General features: G+C 57.9%; 12 protein-coding genes and 1 pseudogene. 10 read left to right on the top strand and 3 right to left on the bottom strand.

Annotated elements, in window-relative coordinates; translation table 11 throughout:
• Nucleotides 1-114 precede the first annotated feature (114 nt).
• On the top strand, nt 115-4230 hold the full coding sequence (locus BCM02_RS09525) for a choice-of-anchor I family protein (protein WP_246183292.1): 4116 nt from the start codon (nt 115-117) through the stop codon (nt 4228-4230).
• 80 nt (nt 4231-4310) lie between these two features.
• On the opposite strand, the gene BCM02_RS09520 is transcribed toward BCM02_RS09525, so the two are convergent.
• Nucleotides 4311-6374, bottom strand: a complete 2064-nt coding sequence (locus tag BCM02_RS09520; RefSeq protein WP_148928856.1) for a methyl-accepting chemotaxis protein — start codon at nt 6372-6374, stop codon at nt 4311-4313.
• Between the two features lie 173 nt (nt 6375-6547).
• Between BCM02_RS09520 and BCM02_RS09515 the strand changes: the two genes are divergently transcribed.
• Together BCM02_RS09515 and galU are read left to right on the top strand one after the other, a co-directional pair.
• Entirely contained in the window at nt 6548-8764 is a 2217-nt protein-coding gene (locus BCM02_RS09515) for a bifunctional alpha,alpha-trehalose-phosphate synthase (UDP-forming)/trehalose-phosphatase (protein ID WP_148928855.1), read from the top strand.
• A 38-nt stretch (nt 8765-8802) separates the two neighbouring features.
• Nucleotides 8803-9696 carry a UTP--glucose-1-phosphate uridylyltransferase GalU gene (galU, locus tag BCM02_RS09510; protein ID WP_148928854.1) on the top strand — a complete coding sequence of 298 codons (894 nt, stop codon included), beginning with the start codon at nt 8803-8805 and terminating at the stop codon, nt 9694-9696.
• Between the two features lie 168 nt (nt 9697-9864).
• On the opposite strand, the gene BCM02_RS09505 is transcribed toward galU, so the two are convergent.
• A complete protein-coding gene (locus BCM02_RS09505) occupies nt 9865-10287 on the bottom strand; it encodes a CBS domain-containing protein (protein WP_148928853.1) in 423 nt (140 codons plus the stop codon).
• A gap of 172 nt (nt 10288-10459) precedes the next feature.
• Between BCM02_RS09505 and BCM02_RS09500 the strand changes: the two genes are divergently transcribed.
• Nucleotides 10460-10627 carry a XapX domain-containing protein gene (locus BCM02_RS09500; protein WP_148928852.1) on the top strand — a complete coding sequence of 56 codons (168 nt, stop codon included), beginning with the start codon at nt 10460-10462 and terminating at the stop codon, nt 10625-10627.
• Between the two features lie 129 nt (nt 10628-10756).
• On the opposite strand, the gene BCM02_RS09495 is transcribed toward BCM02_RS09500, so the two are convergent.
• On the bottom strand, nt 10757-12184 hold the full coding sequence (locus BCM02_RS09495) for a DHA2 family efflux MFS transporter permease subunit (RefSeq protein ID WP_425466167.1): 1428 nt from the start codon (nt 12182-12184) through the stop codon (nt 10757-10759).
• A 284-nt stretch (nt 12185-12468) separates the two neighbouring features.
• Here BCM02_RS09495 and BCM02_RS09490 point away from each other — a divergent pair, with 284 nt between their 5' ends.
• The 6 genes and pseudogenes from BCM02_RS09490 (at nt 12469) to BCM02_RS09465 (ending at nt 17393) form a co-directional block, all read left to right on the top strand.
• Nucleotides 12469-13053 (top strand): TetR/AcrR family transcriptional regulator, encoded by a 585-nt coding sequence (locus BCM02_RS09490; RefSeq protein WP_148928850.1) that lies wholly within the window; start codon nt 12469-12471, stop codon nt 13051-13053.
• 159 nt (nt 13054-13212) lie between these two features.
• Nucleotides 13213-13716, top strand: a pseudogene (locus BCM02_RS09485) (AAA family ATPase); the annotation flags it as partial.
• A gap of 141 nt (nt 13717-13857) precedes the next feature.
• Nucleotides 13858-14163 (top strand): ATP-binding protein, encoded by a 306-nt coding sequence (locus BCM02_RS09480; protein WP_187434116.1) that lies wholly within the window; start codon nt 13858-13860, stop codon nt 14161-14163.
• A gap of 143 nt (nt 14164-14306) precedes the next feature.
• Complete coding sequence (locus BCM02_RS09475; RefSeq protein WP_246183291.1) at nt 14307-15233, top strand: histidine racemase CntK family protein; 927 nt, start codon at nt 14307-14309, stop codon at nt 15231-15233.
• Between the two features lie 35 nt (nt 15234-15268).
• Nucleotides 15269-16090: a class I SAM-dependent methyltransferase gene (locus BCM02_RS09470; RefSeq protein WP_148928847.1), complete on the top strand. Its 822-nt coding sequence runs from the start codon at nt 15269-15271 to the stop codon at nt 16088-16090.
• Nucleotides 16077-17393 (top strand): opine metallophore biosynthesis dehydrogenase, encoded by a 1317-nt coding sequence (locus BCM02_RS09465; protein ID WP_148928846.1) that lies wholly within the window; start codon nt 16077-16079, stop codon nt 17391-17393. The genes BCM02_RS09470 and BCM02_RS09465 overlap by 14 nt, the downstream gene beginning before the upstream one ends.

Here is a 17393-nt window from a genome sequence, read left to right as displayed (position 1 = left end):
GTTAATCTGCCGTTAAGATCACGGGCATGCGCCGACGGGGGAGAGAACGATCCCGCCCGGAATCGCGAATGGCGTATGCGCGCGCATCACGACGAGAACAGGAGTGAAGTGGCAGTGAACAGACGTAGTCGGCAATTATTGACCGGCGTGCTGGCCGCGGGAATCGTAATGAACGCGGTGCTTCCGGGCGGACAAGCCGCAGATGCGGACGAAGGAGCGGCGGCGGTCGTCAGCGTGCTTCCGGGCACGCCTTACAAGGCGGACGGCACTTATGATGTGACGGTTCCCCATGTCATCATCAATCAAGTCTATGGGGGCGGGACGTCTTCGGCGACGGATACCTATATCTCGAACGGGTTCATCGAGCTATACAATCCGACGGATGCCGATATCGCGCTGACCGGCTGGTCGATCCATTACGCCTATGCGGCCGACCCGACGACGGGCATATCCGGCGATTGGCAGAAATTGAGCCTGAGCGGCACGATTAAGGCCAAGTCGTACTACCTCGTCTCCGCCGCGCCGACAGGCGCTTCCGCGGCGAACGTGAAGGCGGATATCTCTACGCCGGACAAGTATGACATCGCCTGGCCGGATACGTTCATTAATAACAAAGCGCTGAAGGTCGTGCTGTTGAGCAACGATGCCGCGCTGGCCACCGACAATAAAAATCCGTTCGCGGCGAAGACCGCCGGGTATGTGGATATGCTCGGGACGTCGGGCAACGACAGCGACACGAAGATCGACGGCTATGAGACGGCGCACCCGAGCGGCAAACCGAACGCGAATTCGAAGAAAATCGGGTTGCGCCGGCAAGGGTTCACGGACACGGACAACAACAAAATGGATTTCGTGCCGATCGACTACAGCTCGGCCGCGACGCCGATCGCCGACGTGCGTCCGCACAGCGGCAAGGAGCTGAAGCTGGCGGTGACGACGGCGCTGCTGCCAGGCGCAACGGCCGGCAAGGCGTATTCCGCGGTCATCGAAGCGGAAGGCGGAACCAAGCCGTATACGTTCGCCGGTTCGGCCTTGCCGGAAGGCCTCGCGCTCGATCCGGCTACGGGCGCGCTGACCGGGACGCCGACGTCGGCGGGTTCAGTCGACGTGACGTTCACGGTGACCGACGGCGCGCAGACGCCTGCGGCGGCGACCAAGACGCTTACGCTCGCCGTAAGCGCGGCTCCGACCCATACCTACGAGGATCAGTTCACTTTGCGCAAACTGAGCGAATATTCGGTGGGGACGACGAATGCGGACGGCGGCGTCGCGGAGATCGTCAAATACAATGCGGATAACGGGAAGTTCTACCTCGTGAACGGCTCCGGCAATCCGCCGTCGTTGGAGATCGTCAAGCTGGAAGCGGACGGCAAGCTGACGCACGAGCGGACGATCGAGGTCAAGGCGCTGTCGGAGACGGACGGGTTCGCCTACGGAGATTTGACGAGCGTGGACGTGAATACGGCCGTGGACCGGATATTCGTGGCGGTGCAGGAGGCGGGAGCCGCGAAGGCGGGCAAAATCCTTGAGCTGGACTACGACGGCAACTTGGTGAAGGCCTATGACTCGGGCATTCAGCCGGATATGGTGAAATCGACGCCGGACGGCCGCTACGTGCTGACGGCGAACGAAGGCGAACCGCGCACCTCCAAGATCGATCCCGAGGGCGGCGTGACGATCGTCGACCGGCAGGCGGGCACGTCCTCGCAGGCGAAATTCGATAAGCCGGCGATCATCGACGAGAGCGTCCATATTCGCGGCACTTCCGAGACCGGTCAAATTCTCGGCGAGGGCCGCAACGAGCACGCGGTCTTCGATCTGGAGCCGGAGTACATTACGCTGTCGGCGGATAATAAGATTGCGTACATCTCCCTGCAGGAGAACAACGCGATCGCGGTATTGGATATCGCGACGAAGGAATTCACGGCGGTCAAGGGGCTTGGCTTCAAAGACTGGTCCGATCCGGCCAACGTGATCGACGTCGCGAAGGACAAGACGATCAAGCTGGAGAACGTGCCGTTCAAGGGCATGTACATGCCGGACGGTCTGGCTTCCTTCAGCGCGGGCGACAAAACGTATATCCTCTCCGCGAACGAGGGGGACGTGACGGAATGGGAAGATCGGGAGGAAGGCACGCCGGATCGGAAGAACGGAAAGAAGCTAAGCGCCGTGAAAGGCAGCCTGGATCCGAATTCCGAGGCGGCTAAATTCCTGAACGGCAAGACGGCGTACGACGGCATCGAGGTCGCGACCGACATGGGCAACGACGGCGTCTATATGTTCGGCGGCCGGTCGTTCTCGATCTGGGACGCGTCGACGCTTGGGCAGGTGTACGATTCCGGCAGCGAATTCGAACAAATTACGGCTCAGCGTCTGCCGGATCGGTTCAACGCGAGCAACGATGACGTCGAACTGGACAGCCGCAGCGCGAAGAAGGGACCGGAGCCGGAGGATATCAAGGCCGGCAAGGTGGGCAGCCGGACGATCGCGTTCGTCGGCCTGGAGCGCGTCGGCGGGATCATGGCGTACGACGTGACGGACCCGGCCAAGCCGGTATTCGCCAACTATACGAATACAAGGGAATTCAATTCCGCCAAGGCGGAGGACACGGATACGGCCCCGGAAGGCATCGAGTTCATCCCGGCGGAGAACAGCCCGACGGGTCGTCCGCTGCTGCTCGTCGCGTACGAAGTCGGCGGGCGCGTGTCGGTGCTGGAGCTGAATGTTGCGAAAGTGACAATGGACCGCAAGACGCTGGCGCTAACGGCAGGCGGCGCGGCGGGCAAGTTGAGCGCGACGGTCGAGCCGGTAGGGGGCGGAGAGGCGACCGTAACATGGACGTCTTCGAATTCTTCGGTGGCGACGGTAGACGCGAGCGGCAAGGTGTCTCCGGTGGCGGCGGGCACGGCGGTCATCACCGCGGTGTCGGCCGACGGTTTTGGATCGGCGCAGAGCGTGGTTACGGTGACTGCGCCTACAACGTACGTGCCGGGACCAGGCACGACGGGAGCGGCGAATGGCAACACCGTGACGGCTTCGACCCAAGACGGCATCACTACAGCCACGATCGCCGTGAAGACGGCGGCGGCGAACGGACAGGCGACGGCCGAGGTCGGCGAGGCGGCGATGACCGAAGCGCTCGCGAAGCTGGGCGGAGCGGCGGCATCGGCGCTGGAATTGCAGGCGACGGACGCCGGCGACGCACGGCAGATTAGCTTCAAAGTGACGGCCGCGGCTCTCGCCAAATTGGCCGGGGCAAGCGTGCCGACCGTCAAGCTGTCGGCCGGTGTGGCGGCGATCACGCTGGACCGCGCGGCGATTCAAGCGATCGTCAAGACCGCGGGCAGCGGCGACGTGACGATTACGGCAGCCCGTGCCGCGGACGGCGGCCTTACGGGCGAGAGCGCGATCTTGATCGGCAGCCGTCCGGTCGTCGACCTGACGATCGCCGGCGGCGGCAAGACTGTCGACTCGTTCGATGGCGGCAGCGCCAAGGTGTCGATTCCATACGCGCCGGCCGCCGGCGAAGATCCGAACGCGATCGTCGTGTATTACGTAGATGCAGGCGGGCAGCTGAAGACTGTCGCGAATGGCCGCTACGATGCCGCTACCGGCACGGTAAGCTTCACGTCTAGCCACTTCTCGCGTTATGCGATCGGGTATAACCGCGTCGCCTTCGGCGATGCGAACGGCAGCTTTGCTTCATCCTCGATTACGTACTTGTCCGCCCGCGGCGTCATTAACGGCGTGGCGGAAGGGAAGTTCGCGCCGGAGCGGCAAGTATCCCGCGCCGATTTCGCGCTGCTGCTCGCGCGCTTGGCCGGCGCCGACGCAAGCGCTGCCGGAGGGACGGACTTCGCGGACGTGAAGCCGGGCGCTTACTATGCCGGTGCCGTAGGCTGGGCGCTTGATGCCGGCATCGTCAGCGGCGTTAGCAAGGACCGCTTCAATCCGCATGCGCCGATCACGCGCGAGCAGATGGCGGTCATGATCGCGCGCTTCGCGGAAGCGGTCGGTTACGAGCTGCCTCGGAACGCGCAAGCGGCCGCGTTCCAGGACGCAGGCGCCGTCTCGCCGTTCGCGGCGGACGCGGTGGACGCGCTTCTAGCGGCCGGCCTGCTTGGCGGCAAACCGGCCGACGGCGGCACCGTCTTCGCGCCGAAGAAGACGACAACTCGCGCGGAAGCGGCCGTCTTGCTGGCTTCGCTGCTGCAAGGCATGGCGCGTTAAGAGGGGATCCGCCAGTCGATGGCAAACGCAAAAAAGGCATGGTCCGATAACGGATCATGCCTTTTTTGATATGCATTTGGTTAAATCTTAAAGTTCTCGATCGTTTTCTTCAGTTGCTCCGCGCTCGCTTTCGTATCGCCGGCCACCTGCAGCACCTTATTCGAACTATTCAGCGCCACGCTCGCCTTGTCGGAGATGAGCTCCGTGCCGTCGGCGGACTCGTTGTTCGCGATCGAGATCTCGCGGATCGTCTGCACCATGTTTTGCACGGAGTTGCTCAGCTCGTCCGCCGTCGCGTGGAAATCGCCAAGCAGATTTTCGTAGAACTCGGCGTCCTTGTGGTATTGGTCGCCGGTCTGCACCATCGTGTTGTAGTCTTGGATAACCGTCTGATCGATGAATTCGAGCATGCGCTCGGAATTGCTCTTCAGGTTCTCGACCGAGGACGTCACCACTTGGACGACGTCGCGAATCTGGTTCGCGGACTGGCCGGATACTTCCGCCAGCTTGCGGATCTCGTCGGCGACCACCGCGAAGCCGCGGCCCGCTTCTCCGGCTCTGGCCGCTTCGATATTCGCGTTTAGCGCGAGCAAATTCGTCTGCGACGTAATTTCGAGAATGGAGCTTGCGAGTACTTGAATCTGGTCGACCGCCTTCGACTGCTCGATTGCGCTGCCCAGCTTCTCGCGCATTTGCTGGCCGATTTGCGCCGCCCGTTCGGACGAAGCGACCGCCGTCTCGCGCATATGCTCGGCGCGTTGACTCACTTCCTTGGACGTGCTCGCGCCATGCTTCGCCTTGCCGGAGATCGAGTCGACCGAATGCTGGATGCTGGCCGACGCTTGGCTCATTTCTTCCGTGGAAGCGGCCGTCTCTTCCATGGCGGCGGCCATCTGCTCGGTCGTGCCCGATACGTCGTGAATTTGTCCGTTCAAATCGTACAAGTGGCTGCTCACCGCCGTGACGGATCCGGTCAGCTTGTCGGATTCTTCCATGATCGTGCGAATCGTCCGGCTGACGGACGTCTGCATCGTATCCATCGCTCTCATGAGCGTACCCGTCTCGTCGCCGGCGCGCATGTACTTCGCCGGAATCGGCTGCGAGAAATCGCCGCCGGCAATCGTTTGAAGCGACTCGGTGGCCGCGATGATCGGCGTCGTGATGCGATACGAGAGAACGGTCAGAATCAACGTGAAGAGGATGATGCTGCCGATAATGACGATGAGCAGCCCGTTCTTCAGATCGTTCACGCTGTGCATGTATTGCTCGACGGGCTTGAAGGAGATGATATACATATCCTGCAGACCGGACTTGCCATAGGAGGCGATCTGCTTCTCGCCGTTCAGCGTGAAGTAGCCGACGCCCTTCTTATTGGCCAATACCTCTTGGAAGAAAGCCGGAATGTCTCCGTCCGCTTTGTTCATATCGAACTTCAAGACTTGATCCGTATTCTCGTTGGCGACCATGATCCCCGCGCCATTCACCATGAACGTCTTAATATTCCCGTTCTCGGTCTGCTTCACGACGCTGGACGACAGGTAGTTCAGCTCGATTGCAAGACCGAAGAACGAACGCTTGCCCGTGCTGCCGTCGGGAATGAGCGTCATCATCGCCATGGCCGGCCGGCCGGTGGCGGGGGAAGCGATCGGCGGCGTCATGATCGGACCGCTCTCCATCGCTTGGAAGGCTTCATCCGGCGTTGCGCCGGAGAGATCCGCCCCGACGGAATGGCCGTCGATGCCATCGGCAACGATTTGATCCTGGTAGGCCACGAATGCATTCTCGTATAGCCCTTCTCCATCCTTCGTCATTTGGGTCAGATACTTCGTTATGTTGGCCAAGGAAGCGGTCTTGGTGTTCCCGGTAGCCGCGACTTCCTTCAGCGCCTGCACGAGCAGCGGATTGGTGGCCATCGACTTCGCGCTCATCTCGAGCTTGGCGAAGGACATGTCCATCTGGGTGACGCGCTCCGCGACGATGTTGCCCATCGCTTCTTCGGCATCGGTCTCAAGCGCGCCGCTAGACGTCGTGGTGGCGTACCAGAGCGCGACCAACATCGGTACGATCATGCATGCAGCGGATGTGAGCAGTATCTTGGCGAACAGTCCGCGTAGTTTTATTTTTCCCATCAGCTTGCTTTTCATTGGGCACCTCCCGTAATCTAGTTGTCTCGTACTATATCGGTCGTAATCAACATGGCGTGCATAATGAATCCGCTAGTAAATCATGGGGCGAGCGAGCTTCGATTGCTTCATGCCCCTCGATAACGGGTAAAATCCCCTACCTCGCAACTGGCGAAACGGAAAGGGGATTGACCTTGAGCAAATTGATATTCGTATCCAACCGACTGCCCGTTACCGTCAAAAAGGCCGACGATGAACTGCGCTACAGCGAGAGCATCGGCGGATTGGCGACCGGGCTCAAAAGCTATCACGAGCAGGGCAACAGCCTATGGGCCGGCTGGGCGGGCATCGCGCAAGACGAGTTGCGTTCGGACGAAGCCGAGGCGATGGAGCGGGAGCTTCGAAACACATACAACTGCTTGCCGATAGCGTTGAGCGCCGCGGATATCGAACAGTATTATCATGGCTTCTGCAACGAGACCATCTGGCCGTTATTCCATTACTTTACTAGCCATACGGAATACAGCATGGAGACGTGGGACGCCTATCGCCGAGTGAACGAACGGTTCTTCGAAGCGCTCGATCCGGTGATCGGGGAAGAGGATACGATCTGGATTCACGATTATCAGCTCATGCTGCTGCCACAGCTGATTCGCGAGAAGTATCCCGACGCGAAAATCGGCTTTTTCCTGCATATTCCGTTCCCTTCCTTCGAAATCTTCCGGCTGCTGATCTGGCGAGAGGAGATACTTCAAGGCCTTATGGGCGCGAATCTGATCGGCTTCCATACTTACGACTACGTGCGGCACTTCGTGAACAGCGTTAGGCGGATTCTCGGCGTGGAGCACCATCTGTACAAAATGAATCAGGATACGCACAGCGTGCGGGTCGAGGCGTTCCCGATGGGCATCGACTACGACTATTTCACCGCAGCGCGTAAGATGGACGAGCTCTCGCCGGAGCTGAAGTCGTTTACGGAGAATGCGCAGACGGTACGCAACATATTGTCGATCGACCGGCTGGATTATACGAAAGGGATACCGGACCGGATCAAGGCGTTCAAGCGATTCTTGACCGATTATCCGGAATATCGCGGGGAAGTCCGGCTGAATCTGATCGTCGCGCCTTCCCGGGTTGAAGTGGAATCGTACGACAAGCTGAAGCGGCAGATCGAAGTGCTCGTCAGCGAGGTGAACGGACAGTTCGGCACGGCCAATTGGATGCCGGTCTGGTTCTTCTTCCGCACGTTCTCGCAGGAGGATCTGATCGCCTTCTATCGCAGCAGCGACGTGCTGCTCGTGACGCCGCTTCGGGACGGGATGAATCTCGTGGCCAAGGAATACATCGCCTCCAGGACGGACCTTCGGGGCATGATCGTCCTCAGCGAGACGGCCGGCGCGGCGAGCGAGCTGTTCGAAGCCGTCATCGTGAACGCCAACGACCACGGGGCGATCGCGTCCGGCTTGAAGACGGCGTTGGACATGCCGGAGGACGAGAAGACCGAGAAGAACCGCGCGATGCATCGCCGGTTAGAACGCTACGACGTCCACTTCTGGGCGGACAAGTTCATCACGGCGCTGGGACAGGCCGATTCCGGGCTGCAGCCGGCGAAGCCGCTGCTCGGCGATTCCGAGGCCGCCGCGTTGGAAGAAGATTACCGGCTTGCGTCGAATAGACTGCTGCTGCTGGACTATGACGGCACGCTGGTCGGATTCAAGCCGACGCCGGATCAAGCCAAACCGGACGAGGAGCTGAGGCGCTTGCTGCGGAAGCTGAGCGACGATCCCGCCAATACGGTCGTCATTATTACCGGACGCGAGCATACCGGAATCGAGAAGTGGCTGGGCGATTTGAACGTGCACTTGATCGCCTCCCACGGTCTATGGCTGCGCAAGCCGGAAGGAGACTGGGTGAAGACGATCCACGTGGACAACGAGTGGAAGGAGACGATCCGTCCGCTGATGGAGAAATATACCGACCAGATGCCGGGCTCGCTCGTCGAGGAGAAAGACTACGCGCTGGCGTGGCATTACCGTCAGTGCGAGTCCGAATTGGTCGAGCTGAAGCGGACCGAATTGCGCGAAGCGCTATTGTCGATCACCGGCTCCATGAGTCTCGGCGTGCTCGAGGGCAACAAGGTGCTGGAAGTCAAGGACGTCCGCATGAACAAAGGACATGGCGTACATTTGCTCACCGGGGAGAACGCGTACGATTTCGTGCTCGGGGCGGGAGACGATCATACCGACGAAGACATGTTCGCGGCGCTGCCGTCCGAAGCGTATTCGATCAAGATCGGCTCGGGCTCCGGACATACGAATGCCCGCAGCCAGCTGAAATCGCACCAGGCGATGCGGCGTTTGCTGCAGCGGTTGGCCGACGCAAGCGTCAAGCCGAAACAGCTGTTGCATTAGTCGAAGTCGAACATCACGAACAACGGGAGGAGACGAAGATGAAAATCCGCAAAGCGATTATTCCGGCAGCCGGGATGGGCACCCGGTTCCTGCCGGCTACCAAAGCGATGCCTAAGGAAATGCTGCCGATCGTCGACAAGCCGACGATTCAATACATCGTCGAGGAGGCCGTCGCCTCCGGCATCGAAGATATTATCATCGTGACGGGCAAGAGCAAGCGAGCGATCGAGGATCACTTCGACAATTCGTTCGAGCTCGAACATAATTTGGCGGAGAAGAACAAATGGGCGCTGCTGGACGAGGTGCGCAAGCCGACCGAGATGGCGGACATTCACTACATCCGCCAAGGAGAGCCGCGAGGCCTAGGCCACGCGATATGGGTGGCTCGGAAGTTTATCGGCAACGAGCCGTTCGCCGTCCTGCTCGGCGATGATATCGTCGAGTCCAGCCAAGTTCCGTGTCTACGGCAGTTGATCGGCGCGCACGAGCGATACGGCAGCACGATCGTCGGCGTCCAGCCGGTGCCGTGGGAAGAGGTATCCCGGTACGGCGTAGTCGATGGCGAGGCGGTAACGGAACGCGCGTTCAAGGCCCGCCGGCTGGTCGAGAAGCCGAAGCGCGAGGAAGCGCCGTCCAACCTGGCGATCATGGGCCGCTATATTTTGACGCCGGCGATCTTCGATATTCTGAGTGAGCTGGATCCCGGCATCGGCGGGGAGATTCAGTTGACCGATGCGCTCGCTCGACTGGGACAATCGGAGGACATCATCGCGTACCACTTCGACGGCATCCGTCACGACGTCGGCGAGAAATACGGCTTCATTGAGACGTCGATCCATTACGCGCTGCAAAATCCGGAGTTGCGGGAGCGGCTGATGCCGTACCTCGCGTCAATCGTGCGGGAAGCGGAACATACGAGCATAATCAAGTAGCGCGTGCGAAAGATCGCGAAGGCGCGGCAGGAATAAGTATCCTGCCGCGCCTTTCGTCATGCAGACGGACGGCAAACAGGGGCCGGCCCTTCGCCATCATGGATGAAGATCGGGACAGCCCCTTGCTGCATGATCCTAGGTTATGGATTGTGATCGATAGGCGGCGCGTTATCGGGAAGAAGGCTGCGAGACGCCCGATACGGCCAGCTCCGCTTCGTCCTTGGAGTTCTTGTCGAGCGCCAAATCGGCCATCGACACGATCCCGACGAGCTTGTCGTCGTCCATGACGGGCAAGCGCCGGATCTGCTCGTCCGCCATCAGCTTGGCTGCTTCCTTGATGCTCGTCTCCGGCTTGACGCCGATGATTCGTTTGCTGTACACGTCCTCGACGGTGAACGATTGCTTGTTCTCGGCGATGCCGCGGATGACGATATCCCGGTCGGTCACCAGACCTACGCACCGGTCGCCTTCCACGACGGGAATGACGCCGACGTCGCTGTCGCGCATGAGAGCCGCTACGGTTCGAATATCTTCCTTCAGGCCGACCGTCTTCACGTCCGTCGTCATAATTTCGCGGATTTTGTTTGCCATGTGGAATCTCCTCCTTAGGGTGTTCTCATGTCCATATACCCGCTTGGGGGGACGGGCAATCGGCTAATTTCCTTCGAGCACCGAATCCTTGCGGGATGGGAATGTCCAATGGTTGGCAAAATAAACGCATTCGTCGCGCGAAGCCATCCATCGCGCATTAGGAGGCGGTAGCATGAAGGAGCTCGTACTTGGCCTATTGGCGGGCATCATCGTCGGCATCGTGTTTAAACTCATCCGGCTGCCGATACCCGCGCCGCCCGTATTGTCGGGCGTAGTCGGGATCGTCGGGGTGTACTTGGGAGGACTGGCCGGACAATGGATCATGCAGCATTGGCGTTGATTCGATCCGGGCAACAATCCGCCAAGCCAAACGACAAGAAGGCGGTACGTTCTTGTGACGAGAACGTACCGCCTTCTTTTATCGAATCTTGGAGAACGCGCCGCGCAGCGACGCCCACGCGCTTGCGTTCTACGATGCCGCGCGTTTCATGCCTGCCGAAGCCGGTTCTTCGACCGCTTGCGGGACGCGCTTGATGAAGAACGAGAGCGCTAAGCCGATCAAGCCGATGCCGACGATGACGAGGTAGGAATCGTTGATGCCCATGATCGAAGCATCGGTGATCATCTGCGCTTGCGTCGCGCCTTCCGTGCCGCCCGAAGCCATCATATCCTTCATATGCGTCGTCGTCCGGTTGGTCATGACGGTGACGAGCAGCGAGGTGCCGACCGCGCCGGCGACTTGGCGAATCGTATTGGAGATCGCCGTGCCATGCGCGTTCAAGCGGTTCGGCAGCTGGTTCAAGCCCGCGGTCTGAATCGGCATGAGCAGCAAAGCCATTCCGATGCGGCGGGCGGTCGACATGAGCAGCAGGTACGTGTAGCTTGTCGTGTCGGTCAGATCGATGAAGCCGAGCGTCGTGACGATCGTCACGATCATGCCGATGATTGACAGCCATTTGGCGCCGAACCGGTCGAACAGTTTGCCGGCGACCGGCATCATGAAGCCCATGACGAGCGCGCCAGGAAGCATCAGCAAGCCGGATTCCAGAGCCGTGTAGCCGCGCGCGTTCTGCAGGTAGAGCGGCAGTAGCATCATGTCCGCGTACATGACCATCGTGACCGCGATATTGATGATCGTCGTCAGCGAGAACATGCTGTACTTGAACGCCCGTAGATCAAGCAGCGGTTCGCGGGTGCTCAGCTGGCGCCATGTGAACAGCGCCAACGATACGAGACCGGCCGCGATCGTCAACAGCACCTCCGCGCTCGACCAGCCCAAGCTGCCCGCGCGGCTGAAGCCGTACAGCAGAGAGCCGAAGCCGATAGTGGAGAAGACGACGCTTAGGACGTCCATGCGCGTTTCGACCCGTTCGGATACATTGCGCAAATAGAAGAATCCGCAGGCAATGACGATGAGCGCGAGCGGGATCATGCCGTAAAACATCGTCTCCCAAGCGTAATTCTCGAGAATATAGCCCGCGAGCGTCGGTCCGATGGCCGGCGCGAAAATGATCGCAAGTCCCATCATGCCCATCGCGGCGCCGCGCTTCTCCGGCGGGAACAACACCAGGATGACGTTGGTTAACAACGGCATGATGATGCCGGCTCCGGCGGCTTGGATCATCCGTCCGGTCAGCAAGACGGGGAAGTCCGTGGCCAAGGCGGAGACGATCGTGCCGACGAGGAAAATAATCATCGACGCCTGGAACAGCTGCCTCGTGCTGAACCGCTGCATGAAATAAGCCGTAATCGGGATGAGCACCCCGTTCACCAGCAGATAGCCCGTGGTTAGCCACTGCGCGGTGGCGGCGGTAATATCCAAGTCTTCCATCAGCACGGGGGTCGCCACGCTCATGATCGTTTGGTTCAGCGTCGCAAGAAAGGCGCCGATGATCATGACGAACAAGATCGGCCCTCGCTTGATTGCGTTATGGATTGTTTCCGTACCTTTACTCACTTTCTACATCCTCTCCAGTTTTCTCTAGACTTAATTTACAAGGTGTTAGATAATTAACACGTTATAAATTAGATTATAAGCAGAAAGCTGTATCTTACAAGCAACGCAATCCGGCCGAAGTGTAAAGTAATCATCGATCGACGCCGATTTTGTTGCTTAACGATCACTTATAAGACGCAATTCGCGAAAGTGTAAATTTAACGCCGGAAAGGATGGACAACCCAATGAGTCAGGACAAGCCGCGCACGGATCCGAGAATCCTGCGGACGCGCCAATTATTGAAAGACGCCTTCGTCGATTTGCTGCAGGAGATGGATATCGAGAAAATATCGGTGAACAAAATCGCCGAACGCGCGACCATTAACCGGGTCACCTTCTATCTGCATTACCGCGATATTCCCGATATGTTAGAGAAGATGGCCGACGAAATGATCGAGGACATCCAACTTGCGGTTAACCGCGAGCCCGCGCATCCGAATCAGACGGAAGACGAGGACGAGCTGGCTATGCTCAGTCTGCTCGAACATATTGCCGAACATGCGAAATTTTTCAAAGTTGTTCTCGCCTCTCGGAGGACGCCGATATTCACCGAACGTTTGCTCCGAATGCTATCGGAGACCGTTCGGCAAAGGCTCGAAAGCGGACGTCCTTCCTTCGTCAACACGGCCGGCGTTCAGAAGGATATCGCGGTCTGGTACAGCTCCGCCGCCTTGATCGGCACGATCGTGTCGTGGGTGCGCAATGATATGCCGTATTCGCCGCGTTTTCTGGCGCAGCAATTCTCGCTGCTGCGTACCCATAATCAATAACGTTAACTCCTAGGCAGCCTGCGGCCATCGGCTGCCTTCTTTCATTCGCGCGCAAATGGCCGAAATGGAGAGGGTTGACAGATTAGCAGGCGAACGGTATGCTTCTAATAATCGTAATAATTACAAAAATAAGACGCGATAAGGAGCAATGCAGCCGCTATGAGCAAGTCGAACAACAACAGCCGCCTGCCCAAAGCCAAAGGCATCGATACGGCGACGGTCTATACGCCGAAGGAATGCGCCAAGAAAGCGGAGCATAACGTGCTGACGCCGAAGAACGAACAGATCGTCCGCGAATTTCTAACGATCCTCGGCATGAAGGAGAAATTCGCGGCGCACGACGTGCCCGTGCCGAACAAGATCGTCATGTTCGGTCCGCCGGGAACGGGGAAGACGCTCACCGCCTTCCATATCGCGGAACGGCTATCGCTTCCGCTCATTCTGGTTCGACTGGACGCGATCATTCATAGCTATTTAGGCGAGACGGGCAGTAATATTCGTAAAATTTTCGAATTCGCGAAATCGACGCCGTGCGTACTGTTCTTGGATGAATTCGACGCGATCGCCCGTACTCGCGATAACAACGACGAGGTCAAGGAGATGGCTCGCGTCGTCAATACGCTGCTGCAATGCCTCGATGAATTCGAGTGCGACAGCATTTTCATGGAAATACAAGCGTTTATAAGTTTCACGTATATTACTCATCTTGTATTTCTCCGGAATGAAACGCGCGTCGCCGCTTAGAGATGGCGTCAGCCGTTTCACCTTGCCGCGACGAACTTAGAGACGCAGCTGGACGATGCGGTGTGGAGAAGGTTCGACACGAAGATGACGTATGCCGTTCCTGAGGCGGCAAGTCGCGCATTTGCGGAGCTTGCGAACGGGAACTTCGAGCACGAGCCCGGCACGGCCGAACAGACTGCGGAGTTGACGCGTAACCTGAGTTTCGCGGATATGGAGCAGATCGTGCTGAAGGCGAAGCGGAAGGCGATTATCGATGACAAGCCGCTAAGCATTCGCCTGCTTGCGGAATCGCTCGAGGAATACCGGCCGGATGCCAAGCGGAAGCAACGGGGAGACGGAAGGCAGCTGCATGTCGTTAGTTCGTAATATTTACGCCAATAATGTGAAGTGTTAGAACTTGCTCAGGACCTCCAACATCTGGTTTTAGTTCGAATGAATATCGTAAAAATTACATACAAAGTTCGAAGAGCTAGAACTAGCTACCAATAAAACGTGTAGAGGGTAATGCGATGAGACGAGAAATCGACTTTGTCAAATGCAATCCCACCCAGAATATGACCATTCTTGTGAAGACCGATCATCCTGAAGAGGAGCATAAGCCGATCGCTTCCAAGATTATGGCTTATGACAACGTTTACGCGGAACAAGTAGGTTTCATTACGAAGTCGGGCAGACGCGAAGCTGCAGCTAGCCTGCAAATGGCCGGCGGCGAGTTTTGCGGCAATGCTTGCATGGCACTGGCGGTGTATATCGCCTCGATGGAAGACGGTCGGCGGCTGGATTGGAAGGAGATCGTCCTTGAAGCCTCGGGCACCGATCATTTGGTCCGATGCCAGGTGAGGCGATCTGCGGATGACTACCAATGCCGAATCTCGATGCCTGTTCCTAACAAGATCGAACAGCGAGCCATTCGGTACGAAGGGTTGGATTTGGACCTTGCCATCGTGCGCTATCCGGACTTTATTCACATTGTATTGGAAGTGGAGCAATTCGCGGATTCCGCAAGAGACACGGCGCAGTCGCTCGCGAAGCTGCTCGGCGTCACGCTGGGTTCGAACGTGATCGGGATCCTGCTGTACAAAGCCGGCACGGGCGAGATGGCTCCGCTCATTTATGTGCCGCCTCTCGATAGCTTGGTTTGGGAGAGAGGGTGCGGATCGGGCACGGCTTCCGTGGGCGCCTACCTGGCTTGGAAACATGGCGGCGCGATCGCGGCGCCGATCCGACAGCCCGGCGGTACGATCCACGTTGCCGCGCAATGCGACAACGGCGAGATCACGAGACTTTCGATTGAAGGCGTGGTCGGCATCGTTGCGGAAGGCAAGGCTTATGTAGAAATACAAGAGTCTATAAGTTGCACGCTTTTTCATCGGCCTTGTATTTCTCCGGAAGAAACGCGCATCGCCGCAAATGAAGGCGAAGCCGTTTCACCTTGAAGTTTAGGTAACCTATCGAGTTGGAGGGTGAAATCATGAAGACGCAAGTCCATGCAGAACGGGTTCTGACTGAATATGCTGAGCAATTCGCTCGATTGGCCCGGCAGTACGACGGTACGGCACATCACAGCGAAGTACTGGAGGGGACGATCAATCAATACGCCGCGTTTATTACTAGCGACGCGAATAGAGGGATTTGGGAGGAGTTACATCAATCGGAATCCGAAGATCGGAACCGGCTAATTGCGGATTTACGCGCATACTCCGCAAGATGCGTCGCGATTATGGAGAAGATCCGTGCGTTGAAGCTGCTGAACGGCCAGACGGAACGAACGGACTATTTTGACAATATCGAATCCTGCATCGAAGAAGAGTTCGGCGGCTTCCGGCTGACGGCGACGTCCAACGTCTTGATGATCGGCTCGGGCTCCTTCCCGATGACGCCGTTGTACATCGCGAAGCGAACGGGCGCGTCGGTAGTCGGAATCGATATTGACGATGAGGCTATCGAGCTTGGTCAACGGGTCGTGGAGAGGTTGGGAGGCGGATTGCCGATCACGTTAACGAAAGCGTTCGTGGAGAACCTTCCCTATACGCAGCAGGCGACCCACATCATTTTCAGCTCCACGATCGAGAACAAATATCGGCTGCTGGACCAACTGCATGACTTAACCAACGATCGGGTCGTCGTGGCGATGAGATTCGGCGACCGGTTGAAGTCGCTGTTTAATTACCCGAAGCAAGAAACGGATGAACGAAAGTGGAACCTTGCGGAGGTCATCATGCGCCCTGAACAAGTGTTTGATATTGCCTTGTATACGAAGGGCTCCAGGGGAGGCGCGAATGAACAGCTTTAATCGCGTGCTAATTCTGGGGACGGGACCCGCAACCATACAACTGGCGGTTACCTTGACGAACAAGTTGAATTGCCCAGTCGGAATTGCCGGGCGAGAGTCTGTCCGATCCGAATCCTTCTTTGCGGCGCTTAAGGAAAGCGACCATCGCGTACGCGTACATATTCAAAATGAAAAGCACGGCCAGATGCAAGGCGAATGCGCGATCGAACATGTATATCGGGGATACGGGACCATTACGGGCGAATGGGATACGTTGATTATGGCGGTCACGGCGGATGCGTACGTTGCCGTGCTGAAGCAAATCGACGTTGAACTTCTACAACAAGTCAAGTGCATCGTGCTATTATCGCCAACCTTCGGTTCCAACGCCTTGATCCGCCATTTTATGCGAGATATTCAGCCGGCCGTGGAATTGATCAGCTTCTCTACCTATTTCGGCGCTACGCGATGGGCGGGGGACAGACCCTCCGACCAAGTGATCACGACGGCGGTGAAGAAGAAGGTCTTCGTCGGTTCGACGCATGGCCGCTCGCCCGCGGTCGTCTTGCTTGGCGAGCTCTGCGACAAGCTGGGTACGACCCTCGAAGCGATGCAATCGCCGATGGCGGCCGAGTCTCGAAATATATCGCTATTCGTGCACCCGCCGTTGTTCATGAACGAATTCTCGCTCGGCGCCGTCTTCGGAGAAGCCCATGCCAAGAAGTATGTGTACAAAATGTTTCCCGAAGGTCCGATCACGCAAAGCTTGATTCGCGACATGCTCGAGGCTTGGAAAGAAATGATGAGCATGCTCGATAGGCTCGGTATCGAGCGCATCAATCTGCTCAAGTTTATGACCGACGACAATTATCCGGTGAGGCCGGAGAGCTTGTCTCGTCATGATATAGATAACTTCATGCAACTGGAGGCGATTCATCAAGAGTATTTGGTGTACGTGCGGTATACCTCTTTGCTCATCGATCCTTTCTCGGAACCGGATCGGAACGGCAGGTATTTCGACTTCTCCGCTGTTCCCATCCGGCAGATTTTCGTGGACAAAGAAGGGTACTGGGATATCCCCCGCATGCCCAAGGAGGATTACTACCGCACCAAAATCATTCAAGGGCTCGCAAGGTACTTGGGCTTAAGCAGTCCTACGATTGATAAGTTCATTGCAACTTACGAGGGGAGCTTAGAGAGAGCCTCCTTAGCTCTGAGAGGTCAGAAGGTGTCGGACGCATTTGCCGTACATCGCTTTGAAGATGATTTGAAAATGATTTGCAGCGAAATCGAAACGCGTAAACAACCTATTGGAGGCACTTAA

Source organism: Paenibacillus methanolicus (assembly GCF_008124765.1).
GTDB lineage: Bacteria > Bacillota > Bacilli > Paenibacillales > Paenibacillaceae > Paenibacillus_Z > Paenibacillus_Z methanolicus.
This window is presented reverse-complemented; position numbering and strand designations above follow the sequence as displayed.

Coding starts and splice junctions, on each gene's coding strand:
- BCM02_RS09520 (WP_148928856.1), bottom strand. CDS start 6,374: ATGAAAAGCAAGCTGATGGGAAAAATAAAACTACGCGGACTGTTCGCC.
- galU (WP_148928854.1), top strand. CDS start 8,803: ATGAAAATCCGCAAAGCGATTATTCCGGCAGCCGGGATGGGCACCCGG.
- BCM02_RS09505 (WP_148928853.1), bottom strand. CDS start 10,287: ATGGCAAACAAAATCCGCGAAATTATGACGACGGACGTGAAGACGGTC.
- BCM02_RS09500 (WP_148928852.1), top strand. CDS start 10,460: ATGAAGGAGCTCGTACTTGGCCTATTGGCGGGCATCATCGTCGGCATC.
- BCM02_RS09495 (WP_425466167.1), bottom strand. CDS start 12,184: ATGATCATCGGCGCCTTTCTTGCGACGCTGAACCAAACGATCATGAGC.
- BCM02_RS09490 (WP_148928850.1), top strand. CDS start 12,469: ATGAGTCAGGACAAGCCGCGCACGGATCCGAGAATCCTGCGGACGCGC.
- BCM02_RS09475 (WP_246183291.1), top strand. CDS start 14,307: ATGAGACGAGAAATCGACTTTGTCAAATGCAATCCCACCCAGAATATG.
- BCM02_RS09470 (WP_148928847.1), top strand. CDS start 15,269: ATGAAGACGCAAGTCCATGCAGAACGGGTTCTGACTGAATATGCTGAG.
- BCM02_RS09465 (WP_148928846.1), top strand. CDS start 16,077: ATGAACAGCTTTAATCGCGTGCTAATTCTGGGGACGGGACCCGCAACC.